This window comes from Aeromonas sp. 82P, assembly GCF_051919365.1.
GTDB lineage: Bacteria > Pseudomonadota > Gammaproteobacteria > Enterobacterales > Aeromonadaceae > Aeromonas > Aeromonas veronii.
Map to the genome: position 1 here is coordinate 49859 of NZ_JBQBEV010000001.1, position 20728 is coordinate 70586.

At 60.4% G+C, this 20728-nt stretch carries 15 protein-coding genes; 2 read left to right on the forward strand and 13 right to left on the reverse strand.

The genetic code is table 11. The features are described from left to right. Nucleotides 1–3: 3 nt before the first annotated feature. Genes ACTG2S_RS00205 through ACTG2S_RS00220 form a run of 4 tightly spaced genes read right to left on the reverse strand, consistent with a single transcriptional unit; the run spans nucleotide 4 to nucleotide 3576 of the window. Nucleotides 4–780 (reverse strand): ABC transporter permease subunit, encoded by a 777-nt coding sequence (locus ACTG2S_RS00205; protein ID WP_219595000.1) that lies wholly within the window; start codon nucleotides 778–780, stop codon nucleotides 4–6. Beyond that, on the reverse strand, nucleotides 773–1672 hold the full coding sequence (locus ACTG2S_RS00210) for an ABC transporter permease subunit (RefSeq protein WP_219594999.1): 900 nt from the start codon (nucleotides 1670–1672) through the stop codon (nucleotides 773–775). The genes ACTG2S_RS00205 and ACTG2S_RS00210 overlap by 8 nt, the downstream gene beginning before the upstream one ends. After that, nucleotides 1672–2505 carry an alkaline phosphatase family protein gene (locus ACTG2S_RS00215; RefSeq protein WP_429044025.1) on the reverse strand — a complete coding sequence of 278 codons (834 nt, stop codon included), beginning with the start codon at nucleotides 2503–2505 and terminating at the stop codon, nucleotides 1672–1674. The genes ACTG2S_RS00210 and ACTG2S_RS00215 overlap by 1 nt, the downstream gene beginning before the upstream one ends. Nucleotides 2506–2514: 9 nt before the next feature. Then, nucleotides 2515–3576, reverse strand: coding sequence for an ABC transporter substrate-binding protein (locus ACTG2S_RS00220; RefSeq protein ID WP_005355254.1), 1062 nt, complete (start codon nucleotides 3574–3576; stop codon nucleotides 2515–2517). A gap of 264 nt (nucleotides 3577–3840) precedes the next feature. Here ACTG2S_RS00220 and ACTG2S_RS00225 point away from each other — a divergent pair, with 264 nt between their 5' ends. After that, nucleotides 3841–4605: a UTRA domain-containing protein gene (locus ACTG2S_RS00225; protein ID WP_439983215.1), complete on the forward strand. Its 765-nt coding sequence runs from the start codon at nucleotides 3841–3843 to the stop codon at nucleotides 4603–4605. Between the two features lie 49 nt (nucleotides 4606–4654). Here the strand turns inward: ACTG2S_RS00225 and ACTG2S_RS00230 are convergent, their stop codons facing one another. Further along, a complete protein-coding gene (locus ACTG2S_RS00230) occupies nucleotides 4655–5419 on the reverse strand; it encodes a helix-turn-helix domain-containing protein (RefSeq protein ID WP_005336490.1) in 765 nt (254 codons plus the stop codon). Nucleotides 5420–6695: 1276 nt separating this feature from the next. On the opposite strand from ACTG2S_RS00230, the gene ACTG2S_RS00235 reads away from it, so the two are divergent. Beyond that, the gene (locus ACTG2S_RS00235) at nucleotides 6696–7322 is read left to right on the forward strand and encodes a porin family protein (protein ID WP_439981827.1); all 627 of its coding nucleotides are present in this window, start codon (nucleotides 6696–6698) and stop codon (nucleotides 7320–7322) included. A gap of 86 nt (nucleotides 7323–7408) precedes the next feature. On the opposite strand, the gene ACTG2S_RS00240 is transcribed toward ACTG2S_RS00235, so the two are convergent. From ACTG2S_RS00240 to ACTG2S_RS00275, 8 genes are all read right to left on the reverse strand, one after another. After that, entirely contained in the window at nucleotides 7409–8407 is a 999-nt protein-coding gene (locus tag ACTG2S_RS00240; RefSeq protein ID WP_069554145.1) for a sensor domain-containing diguanylate cyclase, read from the reverse strand. 496 nt (nucleotides 8408–8903) lie between these two features. After that, the gene (locus ACTG2S_RS00245; RefSeq protein ID WP_164535845.1) at nucleotides 8904–9584 is read right to left on the reverse strand and encodes a hypothetical protein; all 681 of its coding nucleotides are present in this window, start codon (nucleotides 9582–9584) and stop codon (nucleotides 8904–8906) included. Next, on the reverse strand, nucleotides 9585–10139 hold the full coding sequence (locus ACTG2S_RS00250) for a biosynthetic peptidoglycan transglycosylase (protein WP_164535844.1): 555 nt from the start codon (nucleotides 10137–10139) through the stop codon (nucleotides 9585–9587). It lies immediately after the preceding gene. A gap of 2 nt (nucleotides 10140–10141) precedes the next feature. Further along, a complete protein-coding gene (gene recD / locus ACTG2S_RS00255; RefSeq protein ID WP_439981830.1) occupies nucleotides 10142–12205 on the reverse strand; it encodes an exodeoxyribonuclease V subunit alpha in 2064 nt (687 codons plus the stop codon). Then, the gene (gene recB, locus ACTG2S_RS00260; RefSeq protein ID WP_439981832.1) at nucleotides 12202–15810 is read right to left on the reverse strand and encodes an exodeoxyribonuclease V subunit beta; all 3609 of its coding nucleotides are present in this window, start codon (nucleotides 15808–15810) and stop codon (nucleotides 12202–12204) included. The genes recD and recB overlap by 4 nt, the downstream gene beginning before the upstream one ends. Continuing rightward, nucleotides 15810–19184, reverse strand: a complete 3375-nt coding sequence (gene recC, locus ACTG2S_RS00265; protein WP_439981833.1) for an exodeoxyribonuclease V subunit gamma — start codon at nucleotides 19182–19184, stop codon at nucleotides 15810–15812. The genes recB and recC overlap by 1 nt, the downstream gene beginning before the upstream one ends. Nucleotides 19185–19442: 258 nt before the next feature. Then, nucleotides 19443–19835 carry a DoxX family protein gene (locus ACTG2S_RS00270; protein WP_005342720.1) on the reverse strand — a complete coding sequence of 131 codons (393 nt, stop codon included), beginning with the start codon at nucleotides 19833–19835 and terminating at the stop codon, nucleotides 19443–19445. Nucleotides 19836–19874: 39 nt separating this feature from the next. Further along, the gene (locus ACTG2S_RS00275) at nucleotides 19875–20561 is read right to left on the reverse strand and encodes a pirin family protein (protein ID WP_005336514.1); all 687 of its coding nucleotides are present in this window, start codon (nucleotides 20559–20561) and stop codon (nucleotides 19875–19877) included. Nucleotides 20562–20728 lie beyond the last annotated feature (167 nt).

Here is a 20728-nt window from a genome sequence, read left to right on the forward strand (position 1 = left end):
GATTCACCGATGAAATCTGTTGGCTGCCCAGGTGAGCAGCAGGGTCAGCAGGAAGTAGCTCATCACCAGTGCGCTGGTGAAGTGGCCCGAGGTGGCGCGCATGTTGTAGAGGTAGACCTGCAGGGTCTCGTAACGGGTGCCCACCAGCATGTTGGCGAACACGAACTCGCCGAGCAGGAAAGAGAGGGAGAGAAACAGCGCCGCCAGCAATCCCTTGCGCAGGCAGGGGATCACCACCAGCAGAAAGGCGCGCCGACTGCTCGCCCCCAGCAGGTGGGCGGCATCCATCAGATCTTTCAGCGGCACCCCTTGCAGGCTGTTGGCCAGCGCCCGGTACATAAAGGGGAGCACCACGGTGAACCAGGTGCCGATCAGGATCCATGGCGTACCGATGATGGGCAGAACGCCGTCGGCGTAGATCTGCAGCAGCCCGACTGAGGAGACCACTGGCGGCACCGCGAAGGGGAGCAGGATCAGCAGGTTCATCCAGGGATCCAGCTTGGGGAAGTAGTAGGCCACCACCAGCACGGTCGGCACCAGCACCAGGGTCCCCAGCAGCAGGGTGGCAAAACAGACCAGCAGGCTGCGGCCAAAAGCCGCCAGAAAGCGCGGATCGCCCCACAGTTTGAGATACCAGTCGAGGGTGAAGCCATCCGGCAGCAGGGTCGCCCCCCAACGGGTGGAGATGGAGTAGAGAAACGTGGCCAGCAGCGGTAGCAGCAGGGTGGCGACCTGCCCACCCAGCACCCACTTGGGCCAGCGCGGCGTCAAATCATGCATGGGATTGCCCCTTGTTCACATAGCTCTTTTTCAGCAGCCACTGGTTGGCGGCCGTCACTACCCCCAGCAGCACCATCAGGATCACCGCCAGCGCCGCCGCCATATTGGGTTCGAGGAAGATGTCGCCGGAGACCAGACTGGCCACCCGGATGGTCACCAGATTGAAGTTGCCGGTAGTGAGGGCGTAGGCAGAGGCATAGGCCCCCACCGCGTTGGCAAACAGGATGATCAGGGTGCCGAGCAGGGCGGGCGTGAGCACCGGCAGTGCCACGTGCCAGACATACTGCCCCTTGCTCGCGCCGAGCAGCGCGGCCGCTTGCGGCCACTCATCCTGCAGCGCATCGAACGCCGGGTAGAGCAGCAGCAGGGCGAGCGGGATCTGGAAGTAGGTGTAGATGAGGATAAGGCCCGACCCCGAGTAGAGGTTGAAGCCGTCGATCCAGCCCCAGGATTTCAGCAGCAGGGTGACGGCGCCGTTGATGCCGAGAATGATGATGAAGGCGAACGCCAGCGTCACACCGCTGAAGTTGCCGGTCATGGTGACGAAGGCCAGCAGCACCCGTTTGACCCGCTCGCCGCTGTGGCGCAGCGCGGCCGCCCCGAGGGTACCGATAGCCAGCCCCGCCAGACTGGCGATACCGGCGATGCGCAACGAGTTGCCGAACGATTGCAGGTAGAAGGGGGAGCTCAAAATCTCCCGGTAGTAGTCGAGGCCCCAGCCATCCGGGGTCTGAAAGCTGCCCACCAGCACCCACACCATGGGGGCGAGCTGGAACAGGATCATCAAGAGGATAAACGGCAGCAATACCAGGGCGGGCAGCCAGTGGCGGCGCACCTTGTGCTTGGTGGCCACGGGTTGATCCGCGAGGATCTCGGTGGTGGCAGGCATCATCAGTGCACCTCGCGCATAAAGGCCGCCTTGAGCAGCGGTGGCGCTGCCGGCTTGTCGTGAGAAACCCCCAGCAGATCGGCCATCAGGGCGCAGAGCTGGGTCTGGGCAATCGCCACTCCATCCGGCCAGCGCTCGATAAAGGCATCGCCAAACAGCCAGAGTGGCACAGTGCGCTCTTCCGGCAGGGTGCCGCCGTGGCTCAGGTCGTTGTTCATGCCATGATCCGAGGTGATCACCACTTGATACCCCTCCGCCAGCCACTGGGGCAGCAGATCGGCCAGCAGGCTGTCCATCCGGCGCGCCTGATTGCGGTACTGGCGGGAATCGAGGCCAAACTTGTGGCCCGCATCGTCCACCCCCATCGGGTGGATCAGCAGAAAATCGGGGTCATATTGGGTTCTGAGCCATTCCCCATCCATCAGCAGATGGCTGTCGGGGTAGTTGTCATCCCAGTAGAAGCAACCGTGCTGGATCGGCAGCAGCTCGTCGTGAGTAAAGCGATCGCGGGCCGCCAGCCAGGGGCTGCGGTTGTAGAGTTCACTCACCCAATGGTAGGCCGCAGCTGCGGTGCGTTTGCCCGCGGCGCGGGCCAGATGGAAGATGGAGTCATGCAGACTGAGACGACTCACCCCGTTGTGGGTGATGCCGCTCACCACCGGCGGCACGCCGGTCAGGATGCACTCGTAGAGGGGTCGGGAGAGAGACGGCAGGGCAGCATTCAGGGTCGTATGCAGGCCCCGCCCCGCCTCCACCATGCCACCGAGGTAGCCCATGGTGTGGGCTACCTCGGCTGCCAGACCATCCACAAGTACCACTATCACCTTGTGTTGCACTGGATTCCCTTACTGCATGTTGATCATGACGGTTTCTTGCCACTGACGCGGCAGGGCTTTGGAGCTCTGCTCCCAGGCGGCGTGATCCTGCACCGGCTTGGCATTGGCGTACTGCTCGGCTGGCAGCAGCTTGGCCTTCACGTCATCCGGCAGGGTCACGTTGCTGCGGATCGGACGGGCGTAGCCGCGGGCCAGGTTGATTTGACCGGCATCGGAGAGGATGTATTCACGGGCCAGTTTGGCGGCGTTGGGGTTCTTGGCCCACTTGTTGATGATGGTGGTGTAACCGGCGATGACGGAGCCGTCGCTCGGGATCACCACATCAAACTTCTTGGGGTCGATCTGGTCGCGGTAGTTGAGGGCGTTGAAGTCCCACAGCACACCCACTTCCACCTCGCCCTTCTCGATGTTGGCGATGGTGGGATCGTTCAGGGAGAGACGACCCTGCTTGGCCAGCTGGCCGAACAGCTCCAGCGCGGGCTTGAGGTTCTTCTCGCTACCACCGGTGGCATAGGCTGCCGCCAGCACGCCGTTGTTGGCCTGAGAGGCAACGCCCACGTCACCCAGGGTCACCTTGTAGTCGCCACCCAGCAGGGATTGCCAGCTGGTGGGAGCGGCCTTGACCAGATCCTTGTTGATCAGGAAGGCGATGGTGCCGGTATAGGCCAGCATCCAGTGACCGTCTGCATCCTTGGCCCAGTTGGGAATATCAGCCCAGGTGGAGGGTTTGTAGGGCTGGGTAACCCCCTGCTTGACCGCAACCGGACCGAAGGCGCCGCCCACGTCACCGATATCGGCAGTGGCATTGGCCTTCTCGGCGGCGAACTTGGCGATCTCCTGCGCCGAGCTCATGTCGGTATCCTGATGCTTGATGCCGTAGATGCTGCCCAGCTGCTGCCAGGTATCCTTCCAGTTGGCCCAGCTGTCGGGCATGCCGATGCTGTGGAGCTGGCCTTCACCGCGGGCGGCCTTTTCGAGATCCGCGATATTCTCGGCTGCATAGCTATTTGTGGCAAACAACGGTTGGCTGATGGCCACCATGGCCAGTGCACTTGCGATCACGCTTTTCATCATCCCATCCCTCTGGACTAGGTCAGTTAAGGTTCGAGAGGGATGCTAGAGGGGAATTGTGACGGTGGCGGGGCGCTTTAATGGCAGTTTGATGACAATCACCCTGTCATGGCGCTGTCATCCACAGCGGTTACAACTCTGAACCCGAGTGAGGCTGGACTATTCCAGTAAGGGATTGGCCAGCCACCCGCCTTCTGAATAAGCAACAGGGACAAGAGTGTGACCGAGCCGAGATTGAGCGAGCAGAGAGTGAACGAACAGAGCATGGCCGATGGCCGCGTCTCCTCCAAGTGCGAACAGATTTGCCAGACTCTGCGCCGCTATATCGGCAGCGGCCAGTTGGGGGCCGGGCAGCAGCTACCCGCCGAACGGGCCCTGAGCGAGCGCTTCGCCACCACCCGCATCACTATCAAGGAGGCGCTCTCCAGCCTCGAAGCGGACGGCCTTATCTACCGTGCCGAGCGGCGCGGCTGGTTTGTGGCGCCACCCCGCCTCACCTACGATCCCGCCATCCACACCCACTTTCACCAGTGGATCGGCGAGCAGCAACGCACCGCCGAAACCCGGGTGCTGGCCCACGGCAGCGAGCTTGCCAGCAGCGAACTGTGCCGCTGGATGGGGCTGGAACCCTTCACTCCACTTTATGAGATCCGCCGCCAGCGGCTGATCGACGGCCGCCCGGTGCTCCATGTCAGCCACCACCTGCTGGCGAGCCGCTTTCCCGATATCGCCAGCGCGCCGTTGGCCAGCTCCCTCACCGAGCTCTATCAGCAGCGCTATGGCATAGGCCAGGGCGGGGCGCGTCTCGAGATCACCCCCTCGGCAGCGCGCGGCGCCATCGCCCGCGCCCTCAATCTGGCGGAGGGGAGCGCCGTGCTGCGGCTGGTGCGGGTCAACTATGACGAGCGAGGCGGTCTGGTGGATTGCGATATCGAGCACTGGCGGCCGGATGCGATCCGTATCTGTCTCGATACCCGGGCGTTGCAACCCATCATCGCCAAAGCGCAGCCCATGCAACTGGCAGAGTAACCACAATCAGACTCACAAGCAGACACGGATCCCGCAGGATCCGCCGGGATCAGTTGTCGATATTGGGGATCATGTCATCGAAGCTCTGGTAGCCGCAGTCGGCCAGTTGCAGCGACATGGTGTAGGTCTTGGCGTGCTCCTGCTGGCCGATGGCGGGGCGGTTGAGCTTGATCTCCTGATGCCAGTACTCCTTCATCCGGTCGATCAGCGCCATCGCCTCCCCCTCGTTGAGGTGCAGCTGGCAGAGCGCCATATAGTTGTTCGACTTGTGCATGTTCTCCACCAGATACTCCCCCAGCACCGACATCGCCTGCCGCGCCTGCTGGCGGGCGAAACGGCTGTGCTGCTCGAAGCTGATCCGCTCGCTGATCAGGAAGTGGTAACTGTTGTCGATACCGAGTTGCAAAATGCCGAGCTTCTCCAGTTTGCGCAGATAGAGGTAGCAGGAGGCATCGGTCAGGCCGTACTCCCGCTTGAGATCGATCAGCGTCTTGTCGCGCCAGAAGATATTGGCGAGAAAGGCGTAGAGCCCCGGCTCGTTGTGAAACGCCTCGTCCTGCTCCTGGGTAAAGACGGCGCGGCGGCTCTGGGCGTCCTGAGTGCGATCCAGCAACTCCTCGAACGAGAGCCCCACCAGATGGCAGATCTCCAGCAGAGTATCGAACGGCAGCGAGGGCTTGTTCATCATCCGTTTCACGGTCGCGATGGAGACACCCATGGCTTCTGCCAGGGTCTGATAGCGGATCCCCTTGTCGGTCAGGGTCTTCTTCAGGGTGTCGAGAATATTGTTGGCCAGGGTCTGGCTGTAGGTCATGCCACTCTTCCTTGTTATCGCACTTTCATTGCATGGTTATGCCGAGTCAGCTTCTGACCTGTTTTTACCTTCAAGGCTCAGATATTGACACCGAAAAAACAGCCTAGAGAAAAAATCGCCTACAAAACCCATCAGGACAGACCAGTTGAACGATGAGGTCGCAAAATCTGACACCAGACAGTGCATATCTTTCAACCCGCAAACATTTTGCTAGTGCTGCATAGAACATCGCGCATAATCGAAACGTATCGAATTCAAGACCCTTCCTGGTTGAGAAATCGATTGTTTGCTTCCAAATTTTTATCTTTTAAACCGTAAGGTTTTTTCTCTTTCCTGGCATTGGGCGGCGCTGATAGCACCGCCCTTTTCTTTTCCCTGAATTCGCAGGTCAGGTCAAGGGCCTCGGCAAGGGGAAGTGTCACAGGCCACCCGCCGCCCACTGATGCGCCAACCATCACGACCGTTCTAGCAAGGTATTCTAAACGATCATCAATACCGTGTTATTGCTATGCAATATATTTAAATGGCTTACTTGGAAAGCTTCGCCAAATATAGAGACGAATATAATCAAGTTATTTAAAACTCCAAAAACCTATCTTTTAAATAGCTTGTATATATAAGCAAACAAAATTAATCAGACCGCACGACCCATATCTGCTTATCGCACCTTATGCCCACCCCAACAACTGCTACCGGGTAAAGAGAAAAGCCACTCACAAGAGCCCATTCGCGTATCTGATGTGTAGCATCGCCTTCGCAAAAGCAGCCTCAAAAGACCACCAGAACCCTCAGTGGGAACAATCCCAAGCCTCAAAAAGAGCAAAAAACAGGCAAAAAGATAGATTTTTTTCTCACGGTTTCACCTTACGTGTCGTTCAAAAAATCATCGAAAAGAGCCTGACACCTGTTAGTGACATCTGAGATGCCAATTTTTAGACAGCTCATCATGGTCATGCTTTAATTAAAATAAATTTCTGTTACAAATCAATTGTGTAGAATCAAAAGTGAGCTATCAGCCTGTCATTTGCCTCACCATTTAATTACTCAGCACTCAATAAAGCTAAAACTCTAATAACACCATTTATTAAACAAAATGACCCTCCTTGCAGCCAGTCATATTTAGAAGAATGGGGAAATCACTCTCTTGTTATTCAGAAATGTGCTGACTATACTGCGGTCCCTCTGTGAAAGCAGAGCGATGACGGAAATATAAAAAGCTTCATGGATTGAGCAATATAAATCACACACAGTTCACGCAACACAAGGTTATTTATCCATGAACAAGTTTAATAAAATTGTCGCTTTCTCCCTGCTTGCTCTGGCCATGAATGGCGGTGCCCATGCCGAAGGCTGGTATGCCGGTCTGGACCTGACCACCTCCAAAATGGATCTCGATGGTGCAGCCAAAGACGCCTATGACGCCAAGATCATCGACGACCAGCTCGACGGCGGCAGCCTGATCGTGGGTTACAGCTTCCAACCCTGGTTGGCCGTTGAAGGTGGCCTGCACGCCCAGCAGATGGATCGGCTGACCTGGGTGACCTCCCCGATTGCAACCGGCTTTGCCGACACCACCATCGAAACCCGCAGCATTAGCCTGGCAGCCAAGCTGAGCCAGCCGCTGGCCTGGGGCTTCAGCGCCTATGCCAAACCGGGCATCGCCTACACCCGCACCGAAGTGGAAGTTGTCGGCAACGCCACCATCCTCGGTTTCAGCGGTCAGGTAAACGAGAGCGCAACCAAGAGCAAGGTACACCCCAATCTGGAAGTAGGTCTGGACTACGCCTTCAACGACCACTTCTCTGCCGGTATCGGTTACGAGCGCCAGTTCGACGCCCTGAGCCTGGGTGACGAGCACTACTCTCTGGATACCTTCAAGCTGGGTCTGCGCTACCACTTCTAAGTCGCGCCGCGTCAGTCACAATACAAAAGGGCCGCAGGTTTCAAACCCGCGGCCCTTTTTACTGCTCTTTTTCCGTGCCCTGCGCGTTAGCAGATCTGGTCTTTACCCAGCTGCTTGGCCTGATAGAGCGCCCGATCGGCGCGCACCATCAGGCTCTCCTTCTGCTCATCCTGCTGATACTCCGCCAGCCCGAAGCTCATGGTAGCGGGCGCGTGCGGGCAGATGGGCTCGCTCGCCATCAATGCCTGAAACTTGCTCGCCACCACCAGCGCATCCTCGCGGCCGGTGTTGGGCAGCAACACCATAAACTCGTCACCGCCCCAGCGGGCCAGCAGATCGATCTCGCGGATATGGCGGCGCACCAGCGCCACTATGTTGATCAGGGTCTGATCCCCGGCATTGTGGCCATAGCTGTCGTTGATCTGCTTGAAGTTGTCCACATCCATGGCGATCACCGTAAACGGCTGATGGAAGCGGCGCGCCCGCTCGCACTCCAGCTGCAACGCCCGCTCCAGACGATAGCGGCTGGCGGCGCCGGTCAGGGCATCGGTCTCTGCCAGCAGACGGTTCTCTTCGGCTTTCTGTTGCAGCGCCTCGTTGAGTCGCACCAGCTCGGCGGTGCGCTCGGCAACCTGCTGCTCCAGCGAGTGATTGCGCCGCTCCAGCTGTTCCAGCAACAACTTGCTGGCGTGGATATCGCGATGGGCACCGATCATCCGCGCCACAGACCCGTCGGGATTGCGCTCAATGATGCGGCCGCAATCCTCAATCCAGAGGTAACTGCCATCCCGGCAGCGGCAACGATACTCGGCGCGATACTCATGGGCGCTGCCGCTCAGGCAGAGATCGAACTTCGCCATCACCGCCGCCAGATCGTCGGGGTGGATCACGCTCTCCCAGGTGAAGACGGTATTGCCGAGGGAGTGAGGCTCGTAACCCAGCATCCGGTACCAGCCGGGGTTGCGATAGACAAAACCGGTATTGGCATGCCAATCCCAGATGCCATCGCTGGTCACCTCCAGAATGCCATGCACCACGGCTTCGCTGACATCCGAGATCCTGATCGTGTCACTGTCCTGCACCATAGCAGTTATCCTTGTTCTTCCGCCCCGCGCCACCACGGGGAATCGCGCTGTTGTCGTGAGGCGCTACCTTGGCATATTGCAACAGATCTGTCAGCCAGAACCCCACCGCACCACCGTTTCCCCGGTTATCGGCCACTCACGGCGCAGGCTGAATCAGGGTGGTCATAAGTGTGGCTCAAGCGCGCCCCATTTACCTGATTTAACTCACGATTCAGTCGTTTGGGGGGATGGGATAGATGAGGGGATACCCAGAGGCACCCACAGAGGTCACTCGGCCAGAGTCAGCCGTGTAGGTTCGATTAGCGAAGCGTAATCGGACAGCGGTAACGGCATTACTCCCTTATCCTATTTATTAGAAAAGGAGGAGAAGGGCTGGGGATAAGGGGCAGGAAAAATGAGATTACGCGGTAAACGTTGGGCTTCGCTACGCTCAGCCACAACCTACACAATCGGTAGGTTGGCGCTAAGCCTGTGAAGCCCAACACATGAGAGTTTATTATTTCACCTGGGGTAGTGAATATTCCACATTTAAAAATGTTTGAGTTATAAAATCATCCCAAGTTTTATAGCATCGAATACTCATGTCTTTTACCTCTGGCGCACCAGTCGTCACTTTTAATCTTTCTGATAACAACCACATTGTTTGTGAGATTTGTCTAGTCTGAGAGTATGGCTCTAAATTAGGTATAATATTGGCATCAATAAACCCTCGCCCAATACTTCGCTCTCCCCTCACTGCATTTTCTTTCCAAAATGAAGCTTCACGTTCATTTTTAGGCTTTACAACTCCACTATAATAGTCAGCATACCACTGATTAAAATCCTCCCTAATCCTTGAGAAAAGACTTTCACTGACGATGAAAAAGTCTAGGTCAGAATGAGAGCCAAACTTCTTACCTAGTTGCTTTGGTGATAATGACTGCCCTAACCTACCACTACCTGTAATATTAATGCTCTTTGGTTCAACATTGAGCCGGATACTCAACCATGACCTCACAGACTCATATATCAAGGGAGCATCTTTAAACGCATAAGGAACCCCCTCAGAAAGCCACTGAGTAGCGATGGCTTGTTTAGCAAACTGGCCTCCAGACATAACAGCATCAGCTATATGTGCTGCATCAGGATATGTGCCAACGATATTTCTTAATGTTGATGGATTTTTGAATGGTTCCATTTAAACAGCGCGCCTATTAATAAGTTTACCTACAATATAAACAGATCTTCGTTTTATCTTTTCATCTTGTATTGGATTATGGAATCTAGACTGAGGATACTTTAATCTAGCAATCAAATCAGCCGCATCAACAAGGCTCATGTTTCTAATGTTTATTTTTAACTTGGTAGACGCATCAATAATTCCATGCATGTTCCAGCCAAAGTAAGCCAATTGAAGATACTTACTCAATATTTTCTCCCTACCGTAGATGCGTGTAATTTTCTTTGCTAGAAAAATCTCAATAACTTTTCTCTTTAATGTCACTTGATAGTTAGATGTAATGACTCTAACTAATTGCATAGCAATTGTAGAGCCACCTTCTCTATTCTTAAAAACACCAGTTTTAACGATGGCTCTTAATAAAGAAAAATAATCAACTCCAGAATGGTTCCAAAAACGATGGTCCTCTCCCACCACCAGCGTATTTTTTAACAAACGAGGGAGTTCGAGACAGCATTCATCCGCCATTGCTTTCTCTATCAGCTTCCACTCTTTCGAAAATATATATTTCATGTTCAAGCTAACAACCTCTCCGCCAACCCTGAATAACGCTCGGTCTTTTTCCGTACCGCCTGTGCCAGCAGGGCGCGATCGCCGTAGAGATCGAGCCGGGCCTTGGCGCGGGTGATACCGGTATAGACCAGCTCGCGGGTCAGCAGCGGGCTGGGGCTGTCGGGCAGCACCAGTACGGTATGGGCAAACTCCGAACCCTGGGATTTGTGGATGGTCATGGCGTAGACGGTCTCGTGAGGCGGCAAGCGGCTGGGCAACAGGGCGCGCAGGGTGCCGTCCGGCTGCTCGAACCAGACCTTGAGTCGCCCGGTTTCATCGGGCAGGCAGAGCCCCATATCACCGTTGTAGAGGCCAACCCCGTGGTCGTTGCGCACCACCATCACCGGGCGACCGGCATACCAGTCGCCATCGCGGGCAATCAGGCCAGCCCGTGACAGGGCCAATTCGAGCCGCTCGTTAAGTCCCAGCACGCCGAACGGGCCATCGCGCAGGGCGCAGAGGATCTGGAAGCTGTTGAATGCCTTGAACACGGCGGCGGGATCTTCCCCCGCGCGGGCCGCCTTCAGATAGGCACCGTAACCGGCCACCCCCTGGGCAATCAGAGCGTCGTAGGCCTCCCCCGCCCAGGGATGCAGGCTGATATCGGCAAAGCCCATACCCCAGACTGATTCCACCGCCGTGGCATCGCCGCTGTTGCAGGCGCGCGCCAGCTGGCCGATGCCAGAGTGCTGATCAAAGCGCCAGCTCTTGGCCAGCAAACAGAGGCTGTCGCGCACCGGAGCCCCTGCGGGCGCGCCCTGCAGGCGGTAGCCAGTCTGGCGGGAAAGCCAATCCGCCTGCGCCGGGCTGATGCCCTGTTCGATAAAGCTGCAGATATCGCCGAGCACGGCCCCCGCCTCCACCGAGGCGAGCTGATCCTTGTCGCCGAGCAGGATCAGGCGGGCGTGGCTTGGCAACGCATCGAGCAGGCGCGCCATCATCGGCAAATCGACCATGGAGGCCTCATCCACCACCAGCAAGTCGAGGTGCAGCGGGTTGCCCGCATGGTGACGAAACTGGCTGCGCCCCGGAATGACCCCGAGCAGCCGGTGCAGAGTGCCCGCTTCGGTGGGGATCGCTTCCACCCACTCGGGGGGCAGATCGAGAGCCTGCAGGGCAGAGCCGATACTCTCGGTGAGGCGCGCCGCCGCCTTGCCGGTGGGGGCCACCAGCCGGATCGCCGGCGCCTTGCCCGCTTGCAGGCCGGTCTCCACCAGAATGGCGAGCAGTTTTGCCACAGTCGTGGTCTTGCCGGTGCCGGGGCCGCCGGAGATCACCGCAAAGGGGCGTGCCGCTGCGGTGGCCGCCGCCAGCTTCTGGCCGTTGCAGCAGAGCGCCTCGGGCACCAGCGCATCCAGCTTGCCAAGGTCGCTCGCCGCCTGGGCGCTGGCCAGCAGCCCTTCGATGGCGGGCCAGTCCACCTCGTTCGGGAACACCAGATCCAGATACTTCTCGATAAAGTGGCGGGCCGAGAAGTCGGGGGCGAGGCGGGCCTTGAGCAGCGCCGCGAACACCAACCCATAGTCGCGGGCAAACAGCCGCGACAGGGCCGGGGCAATCTCCGGCCATTCAGCACGTTCACTCAAAGCGCGCAGATGGCGGGCCACCCCCAGTTCAAAGTCGTGGTAACGGGTGAGATAGAGCCGCCCGTGCCACAGCCGCAGCGGCCAGCGCGGGGCGTTGCCCTCATCCTGTTCGGTGCCAACGAGCGGGCTTGCCGCAAACAGGGCGGGCCAGCGGGCAGGATCCGCCAGATCCCCCAGCAGATCCCGGCTCTGCTGGGGATCCAGACCGAACGGGCGCAGGGATCCGGCGATGAGCATCTCCAGCGGCAGGCAGACATGGCCGCGCCCCAGCTCGAAGCAAGTGAGCGCAGCCCCCAGCACCAGCTCGGGGCTGCCGCCCAGATCGGCCACCAGCCTGGCAAATTGCAGATCCAGCTGGCGGATACGGCCAGCCAGCGCCAGTGTTTTCAACCGTTCAACCATCATTGCGCTGGCTGCGGTGCTGATCATGGTGCCGCTCATGCCTCTACCTCGTTTAATTCTGCTGATGAAACACCGCCAGAGCGATCACCGTGTCTAAACAACTCATCCAGCCCCAGCACCAGTTCACGACTCGGGCGGGTATGGAAAATGCCCCCCTGCGGCATGCCGCGCAGGAACAGATAGAAAACGCCGCCAAAATGCTGCTCGAAGTCGTAGCCCGGCAGGCGCAGGGTGAGCAGCCGGTGCAGCGCCAGCGAGTAGAGCTGGTATTGCAGGTCGTAGCGGTGCTCGGTCATCGCCCGCTCCAGCGCCGGACGGCTGTAATCGGCGGGGCTCATGCCGAGATGGTTCGATTTGTAGTCGAGCAGATACCAGCGCCCCTGCCACTCGAACACCAGATCGATAAAGCCCTTGAGCATCCCCTGCACGGTGGCAAAGCTGAGTGGCTTGTTGCCCCGCGACAGCGGGTCGTGCTGCTGGCAGAGGGCGGTCAGCGCCGGTGCCGTCACCCGCCCCATGGGCAGGAAGAACTCCAGCTCCACCTGTTTGCGCTCGGGGGCCAGATCCCGCAGCCGCACCGGCTCGCCAAAGCCCGTTTCCAGCGGGGTATCCAGCACCGCCTCCACCTGCTGTTGCAGCACGGGAGCCCAACTCTCGTCGAAGCCGTCTTGCAGCAACAGACTCGCGATATGCTCTGCCAGCGGCTCGCCCGCGGCGCTTTGAAAGTCGATGGTCTCGAACAGGCTGTGCAGTAAGGTGCCGGGGCGCGCCCCCTTCGGGAAGGTAAAGATGGAGGGCTTGGGCGCCTCTTCCGGTTGCTCGGAAGCCAGCGCAGCCGCCTCGGTGACGACCTCGTCATCGAAGCCGGGATTGGCGAGTACGCCCTTGCTGTGGCCGTGACCCTGCGCCGCCAGCCCGGAGTAGGAGCTGATCCACCAGTCCCGCTCAAGGGAACCGCTAAAGTGGCGCACCTGAGGCTCGCCCAGCTGCTCCTCCTCTGGCGGCAGCGGGGCCGGACGGGTGAGCGAGGGCTCACCGACAGCCACCCCGGGCAGCGCCTGTGCCAGCTCGGTCAGCGCGGTCGCCAGCGTCTGCGCATCCCCCTCCTCGCCCTTTTGCAGCAGGTAGCCGATGGCGGTGTGGTGCAGGTCGGTCTTCTCCGACTTGCCCGCCCCCGCCCGCACCGGCGCCAGCCCCAGCCAGGTGGCGTAAACGCCCCGGGTCAGCGCCACATAGAGCAGCCGCAAATCTTCGGCAAGGCGCTCCCTGTCCGCTTCGGCGAGCGACGAGTCGGCGCCGGTGAGATCGAGAATGGTGCGATTGCCCGCCTCATCCGCTTCGTGATAGAGCGGGGTCTCGGCGGTTCTGTGGCTACAGATAAAGGGCAGAAACACCAGCGGGTACTCCAGCCCCTTGGATTTGTGGATGGTGACTATCTGCACCAATTTGCGCTCGGATTCGAGCCGCAGTACCTGCTCAGCATCCTGGCCGTTGGGGCGACTCACCGCCTCCCCCAGCCAGCGCAGCAGGGCGTACTCCCCGTCCAGCTCGCTGCTCACCTGTTGCAGCAACTCGCCGAGATGGAGGAAGTTGGTCAGCCGCCGCTCGCCATAGGGGCTCGCCAAAAGCGAAGAGGCGAGATTGCGCCGGTGCAGCAGGGCCCGCAGCATGGCCAGCACGCCGCGGCGGTGCCAGATCTTGCGGTACTCCATAAACTCCTGCACCGCGCTCTCCCACGCCCGCTCGTCGCTGGCCAGCCCATCGAGCGCCTTGGCGTCGAGATCAAACAGCCCGGTCGCCAGCGCCGCCCTCAGGCTGCGCTCTTCGCTCGGGTTCTGACAGGCGTGCAAAATCAGCAAAATCTCCCGCGCCTCCGTCTGCTCCAGCACGCTCTCGCGGTTCGACAGATAGACGGAGGCGATGGCGAGGCGCGCCAGCTCCTGCTGCACCAGCTTGCCCTCGGCGCCGGTGCGCACCAGCACGGCGATATCCCCTGCCTTCACCGCCTTGTCGCCGATCAGCGCCTTGCCCTCGCGGGCCAGCGTCAGCAGGCGGTGGATCTCGGCGGCGGTGGCGCGGGCCATCTTGCTCTGGTAATCCCCCCGATTGAAGGTGGGCTGGCCGGTCAGCTGCCAGCAGTGGAGCACAGGGGCGGTGGCGCCATCGAGCAGCAGCGCCTTGCTCTTGCCCTGCGCCTCCACCGGCAGGAAGGGGATATCCGCCTCGTAGATAAAGGGATCTTTCGCCCGCTCGAACAGGCCGTTGACCGCCCCCACCAGCGCACTGCTGGAGCGCCAGTTGCGCCCGAGGGTGTAGTGGGCGCTCACATTTCGCCGCGCCTGAATGTAGGTAAAGATGTCGGCGCCGCGAAAGCCGTAGATGGCCTGCTTGGGGTCACCGATCATCAACAGCGCCGTGTCTGTGTGGCCGCCGTAAAGCCGATGGAAGATGCGGTACTGCTGGGGATCGGTATCCTGAAATTCATCGATCATCGCTACCCGATAAGTGGCGCGAATGCGCTCGCAGAGCCGCTCGCCAAGGCTGGAGCCAAGCGCCCCGTCGAGGTCTTTCAGCAGGTCATCGAACGAGAGCTGATGGGCCTGCCGCTTGCTCGCCTGCATCCGGCTGCGCACTACTTTGGCCGCCCGTTGCAGAATGAGATCCCGAATGCCGGGGCGGCTCGCCAGCAGTTCATCGATCTGGCTGAACAGTGGCAGGGTCGGCACTGCGCCCCCCTTCTTGAGGTTCTCCTCCAGCACTGTCTGGCCAAAGCGCTCCAGCTCCTTGGGAATGGCGTAGCCACTGCTTTCGTCCTGCGCCCAGTCGGCTATCTTGGCAAGCCACCCTTCATAGTTCTTGCCGGTGTAGCGGCTGATCTGGCCGTCGGTCTGGCGGCGGATCTCGTCCGTCTGCGCCAGCCACTCGCTCTTCACCGCCGCGATGCGACTCATGGCCGCCTGATGGCGGGCGGCGAGGGTCTCGTCCCCCAGCGCGGGGTGGATCTCCAGCTCGCTGTTGTCGAGCCAGCTGCCCATCTCCCGCAGCAGGGCGGCGGGGCTCGGCCAGAGCGCGCGCACCGAACTGGCGAGGGTTTTATCCACCGGATAGAACTCGGATCGCCAGTAGTCGCTCACCGCCTGCAGCCTGAGCTGGCTGTCGTCGGTGAGAAATTCGGTCTCGAAGAGGGCGCCCGATTCGAAGGCGTTCTGTTTCAGCATCCGCTGGCAGAAACCGTGGATGGTAAAGACCGCCGCCTCGTCCATCTGCCGCTCGGCGGCCAGCAGGCGACGGGCCGCCAATTCGTGATCCTCCACCTCGGCCAGCAGCTGGCTCAGCAGGGCGTCCTTGCTCTCACCGCGCATAAAGGCGAGCCGCGCCTCGTGGATGCGCCCGCGGATCCGCCCGCGCAGCTCGGCAGTGGCCGCTTCGGTAAAGGTCACCACCAGAATTTCGGTCACCGAGAGCGGCCGCTCGTGGGCACTCGGCTGACCGGCATCGGCGCCCTCTTCGATGAGCGGGCCGTGGCCCAGCAGCAGGCGCAGGTAGAGACCGGCGATGGTATAGGTCTTGCCGGTACCGGCGGAGGCTTCGATCAGTCGTTCACCATGGAGGGGAAAACGCAGGGTATTGAGCGGGTTAGCCATTATTTCAGCTCCTCCAGGGTCTTGAGCAGCGGGGTCAGGTGTTCGCGGGCCAGCGCCTGCAACTGCCCCAGCACCTCGTCATCGAGTTCGGGGAAGCAGCGGGCGACGTAAACGTCTTGCCCCTCCCCATTGATCATCCAGCCGCCGTTGAAACGGGTGAGTGCCGCCTTGTCGGCCGCCTCCGGCTTGTCGGGATCCTTCTCGATCGTCTTGAGCCAATCCCAGGCGGTGTTGGGGAAAAACGGCAGCGGCCGCTTCATCCCCTGCGCCCAGCACGCCACCAGCGCCGCCAGCTTGGGCCGCGCCTCGTCGGCTGCGAGCTTGGGCAGTCGCAGACTCTGCTTGGCATCGAACAGCAGGGTGTCGCCGGGGGCGCCGCTCAATGAGAGGCAGAGGTGCTGGATCCAGCCCAGCAGCAGATCCTTGCCGTTGAAGCTGCCGGGTTTGACCACCAGCAAGCGCCCCTTCTGGGTGTCGATCCACCCTTGCAGCTGGCCCTGAGTCAGGGAGATATCGATCTCCACCGCCTGCTTTTCTGACTCATTGGCCGCAACCCATGGCCGCAGCCGCTCCGCCAGCTTGCCCATCTCGGCATCCAGATCGTCCAGCAACAGGCTGCCGAACCACCCTTGCGGCAGCAGGCCGGTGAGCTGCAACCGCTCTCGCCGTATGCTCACGCTATGGCTCCGCTCTGGGCTATCCCCCTCTGCCAGATGGGCATCGAGCAGCAGATCTTTCAGCTGGTAATGTTGCAGGCCATCCAGCTCGAACGGCTCGCTGTCTTCGATGTTGGCCTCGTTCAGCTCAAACCACACCTTGAGGCGGCGATTGAGGAAATATTTGGTGGGCTGGCGATAGAAGCGCAGCAGCTCCGCCAGCTCCAGCCCCTGCTCCTTGCCCCATTCGGGAGGTAAAGGCAGCTCGCCGCTCTGGAAGTTGGCCGCGCCGCGCACCGGATTGAGGGCGGGCAACCAGTCGGCGGCATAGGTAAAGAGGCGCGAACCCGGCTCCGGGTAGAAGTAGTTGCGGCTGTAGGGGGTGAGCGGATGCGCCACCATCAGGTGGTTGAGCAGCCGCTTGCCGGAGGTTTCGTCGTCCAGATCCTCATCCCCCGCCAGCACAAAGCCCTGCCGCACATAGTCGATCAGCTCCGCCAGCAGCACCGACGGCACCTTGTCGCTGTTGTCCTGCGCGCTGAAGCCCTGATAGCTGATATAGAGCCCCTGCTGGGCACTCAGCAGTGCCTCGAGGAAAAGGTAGCGGTCATCATCACGACGGGAGCGATCCCCGCGCCGCGACGCCACCGCCATCAGATCGAACCCCATGGGAGCCAGGGTGCGCGGGTAGACGCCGTCGTTCATGCCGAGCAGACAGACCTGCTTGAAGGGGATGGAGCGCATCGGCATCAGGGTGCAGAAGTTGACCTGACCGGCGAGGAAGCGCTGGCTGGAGCGGGACTCCCCCAGCACACTGCCGAGGTAATCCTGCAACAGGTCGGCGGTGATGGGCTGCTCGAAACGGGCCTCGCCAAGCCGGGTCTGCCACTCGGCCAGCTGACTGCGAATAAGCTGAAGCTGACGCTCTTCATCCTCGTCGGCCAGATAGAAGCGCTCCAGCAGCGCCAGCAGGCAGGCATTCCACTCGGCCAGCGGCTGCGCCTGTTGCAGGCGGGGCAAAAACTCGGCCAGCGAGTCGACAAACCAGGCGAGCTTGCCGAGCGCCAGCCCCTGCTGCCCCTCGATATCGGCGTAGGGCAGGATGCCCGCCACCGGCTCGCCATCCCCCATGGCGAAGCCGAGCAGCATGCGGCGCAGGCCGAACAGCCAGCTGTTGCCGGACATGGGCGGCAGATCGAAACGGACGGGGTAGCTGTCGTCCAGCCCCCAGCGGATGCCGGTCTCCTGCACCCAGACCCGCAGCTGGTTGAACTCGTCGTCATCCAGCTCGAAGCGGCGCAGCACGGCGGGCACCTCGAGAATGGCGAGCAGCTCCCCCGCCCCGAAGCGGGCGTTGGGCAGCCTGAGCAGGGCGAGGAAGCTTTGCAGCAGCGGGCTCTCCTGACTCGCCGCCCGATCCGAAACCGCAAAGGGGATCTGGCCGCGCGCCCCAAACACCGCCTGAATGTAGGGGCCGTAGCTGTTCACATCCGGCATCATCACCACCACATCTTTCGGGGTGAGGGCGGGATCCTGTTCGAACAGCGCCAGCAGCCGGTCGTGCAGCACCTCGAGTTCGCGCATCGGGCCGTGGCAGGCGTGGATCTGCAGTGATCCATCCGCCGGATCGATGGGGCTCTTGTGACGGCTGCTGTCGAGATCGAACTGACCGGCGCCCCGTTCTGCCAGCTCCAGCACATCCTTCTGGATGGCGCGCAGCAGGCTGACATTGCCTTTGCTATCCACCTCGTCGATATCGACGAAGGCCTCGATTTGCGGCACCTCCAGCTCCATCAGCTGATGCAGGTAGTCGCGCCCCAGCTTGCCCATGGAGGCGAGCAGCGGGTTGGCGGGGCCTTGCAACGTCTCGATATCGGTGCCGGGTTTGAGCTTGTTCTCCAGCCGAGCCAGGGTCTTGCGATCCAGCAGATCCCCCCAGTAGTAGCGGCAGGGGTTGGTGACGAACAGGTGTACCTCCACCTCCGGCCGGCTACCGAGGGCCAGCAGCGCCTCCACATAGCGCGGCGGCAGCGCCGAAATGCCGAACACAAAGACCCGCTGCGGCAGCTTGCCCGGCAGATCGGCGGTACGCGCCAGCTCGTGGATAAACTCCTCGTAGAGGTTGGCGCGGTGGTAGCCGCTTGGAGAGAGCGCCAACGTGCGGGCCACCAGCTCGCGCCACAGTTCGGGCTGCCAGTCCTGACCGCTCACCCCGGCCAGCTCCTGACTCAATCCTTCCCCCTGTTCCCAACGGGCGATCCAGTCCGGCCGGTAGACCAGATACTGGTCAAAGAGATCCGCTACCTTCTGGCAGAGCTGCCACAACCGAACTTGCTCGGGATCCTTGGCAGGATCCTCCTCATCTCCCCCGCCCAGATAGGCGGCGAGCGGGGCAAAGGCGGGGCGCTCCAGCAAGGCAGGCAGAATGGTCATCAGCTGCCAGCTCATGGAACCCTTGTTGTAGGGACTCTGACGCGGCACATCCGCCAGCACCCGGGTGAACATCTCCCAGATAAAGCTGGCGGGCAGCGGAAAGTCGATATTGGCAGCGATGCCGAACGCTTTGGCCAGCTCCAGCTTGAGCCACTGGGCCATGCCCGGGCTCTGCACCAGGATCTGCTCCCGATCGAAGGGGTGAGAGAGAGGGGCCTGCCGGATGCGGCTCACCAGCAGTTCTTTGAGCAGATCCAGCTGATTGGAGTGGTAGAGGGTAAACATGAGCAATTCCCGCCTGTGGATGAGAGGGGGCGAGGGAAAAGGCGAGCCATTTCCGTCACTTCACAAGAGTGAGAATTGTCGGGGATCGAGGGGGAAGATGCAAAAGGCTCTTGTGGCCAGCAGGCGGGTAAACCGCCGAACCATGAGGGGCGCCGCAGATTTGTGCCGCTGCCTCACCTATCCGGAAAACGCAGACAGAAAAAAGCCGGTGCAGTTGCACCGGCCAAAAAGCATTGGAAAACTTGACTCTTCAGGGCATTACCAGTTTTTGCCGAGACGGGCATCCAGACTGAAAGCCCCTGCTCCGGCCGCCGCCAGCGCCAGGAAACCACCGGCAACGGAGACGTTCTTCATAAACATCAGCATCTGCATCTGTTCTGCAGGCTGATAATGGAAAATAAAGGCAGCCATCAGGGTGAAACCGGCCAGCAGCACGGAGAGGCTGCGGGTAAAGAGACCCAGCACGACGGCAAGGCCACCACCCAGCTCAAGTAGGATCACCAGCGGCAACATAAAGCCCGGCACGCCCATCGCTTCCATATAGCCCTGGGTACCGGCATACCCGCCGATCTTGCTCCAGCCCGCCATTACGAACATCAGCGCCAGCAGTACACGACCCGCCAGCAGCGCTACATCTTTCATCTTGTCCATTTCATCTTCCTCGTTTGTGTCACATCACCGCTGACTGCTTCAGGGTAGGTCAAATAACAGAGCTTGGCTGGCACTGGTCGCAACCAGCTCCCACCGGTATTCATCACGACTGAGTACCCCGTCGCCGGGTCGGGCAGCCAGACCGTTGGCGGTCAACTCCCCTGAAATCATCTGCAGGTAACCGTGTCGGCCAGCCAGTGCCCATTCGAGCGTCTCGCCCGGGGCCAGTTCCAGCCGCCATACGCGGGCCTGTTGGCGGATCCGCAGCGATCCCGCCTCGCCATCCGGTGACGCCACCAGCGTCATGCCCGGTCTGGACTCGATCTTCTTCTGCTGATATCCGGGTGGCGTGCCGAACTCGTTCGGCTCGATCCAGATCTGCAACAGGGAGAGAGGATCCGTCTGCGAGGGGTTGTACTCGCTGTGGCGGATCCCGCTGCCTGCGCTCATCAGCTGGAAATCCCCTGCCGGGATCTGCTCGGCATGGCCGAGGCTGTCCTTGTGCTCTATGGTGCCTTGCAGCACGCAGGTGAGGATCTCCATATTGGCGTGAGGGTGGGTGGCGAATCCGCCACCCGGCGCAACCAGATCCTGATTGATCACCCGCAGTACCGAGTGCCCCATCCACTCCGGGTCATAGTAGTGACCGAAGGAGAAACTGTGGCGCGCGTCCAGCCAGCCAAAGTTGGCCTTGCCCCGCGCTTCTGCGGCTCTCAATTGCATCATGGTCTGCTCCTCACCTACCGGGACGGTTGATTAACGCTGTTTGCCGCTACCGATGCCGAACGGAATACGGTATTCGCTGCTCTGGTCAGCCAGGCTGACTGTAACTGTGCCTTGAGTACGCAGCGGCATACGAATTTGTTCGCGTGCCAGCCAGCTCGGCCAGAATC

Coding starts and splice junctions, on each gene's coding strand:
- recD (WP_439981830.1), bottom strand. CDS start 12,205: ATGAGCGGCACCATGATCAGCACCGCAGCCAGCGCAATGATGGTTGAA.
- ACTG2S_RS00270 (WP_005342720.1), bottom strand. CDS start 19,835: ATGGACAAGATGAAAGATGTAGCGCTGCTGGCGGGTCGTGTACTGCTG.
- ACTG2S_RS00240 (WP_069554145.1), bottom strand. CDS start 8,407: ATGGTGCAGGACAGTGACACGATCAGGATCTCGGATGTCAGCGAAGCC.
- ACTG2S_RS00230 (WP_005336490.1), bottom strand. CDS start 5,419: ATGACCTACAGCCAGACCCTGGCCAACAATATTCTCGACACCCTGAAG.
- ACTG2S_RS00235 (WP_439981827.1), top strand. CDS start 6,696: ATGAACAAGTTTAATAAAATTGTCGCTTTCTCCCTGCTTGCTCTGGCC.
- ACTG2S_RS00250 (WP_164535844.1), bottom strand. CDS start 10,139: ATGAAATATATATTTTCGAAAGAGTGGAAGCTGATAGAGAAAGCAATG.
- ACTG2S_RS00275 (WP_005336514.1), bottom strand. CDS start 20,561: ATGATGCAATTGAGAGCCGCAGAAGCGCGGGGCAAGGCCAACTTTGGC.
- ACTG2S_RS00210 (WP_219594999.1), bottom strand. CDS start 1,672: ATGATGCCTGCCACCACCGAGATCCTCGCGGATCAACCCGTGGCCACC.
- ACTG2S_RS00205 (WP_219595000.1), bottom strand. CDS start 780: ATGCATGATTTGACGCCGCGCTGGCCCAAGTGGGTGCTGGGTGGGCAG.
- ACTG2S_RS00245 (WP_164535845.1), bottom strand. CDS start 9,584: ATGGAACCATTCAAAAATCCATCAACATTAAGAAATATCGTTGGCACA.
- ACTG2S_RS00225 (WP_439983215.1), top strand. CDS start 3,841: ATGGCCGATGGCCGCGTCTCCTCCAAGTGCGAACAGATTTGCCAGACT.
- recC (WP_439981833.1), bottom strand. CDS start 19,184: ATGTTTACCCTCTACCACTCCAATCAGCTGGATCTGCTCAAAGAACTG.
- recB (WP_439981832.1), bottom strand. CDS start 15,810: ATGGCTAACCCGCTCAATACCCTGCGTTTTCCCCTCCATGGTGAACGA.
- ACTG2S_RS00220 (WP_005355254.1), bottom strand. CDS start 3,576: ATGAAAAGCGTGATCGCAAGTGCACTGGCCATGGTGGCCATCAGCCAA.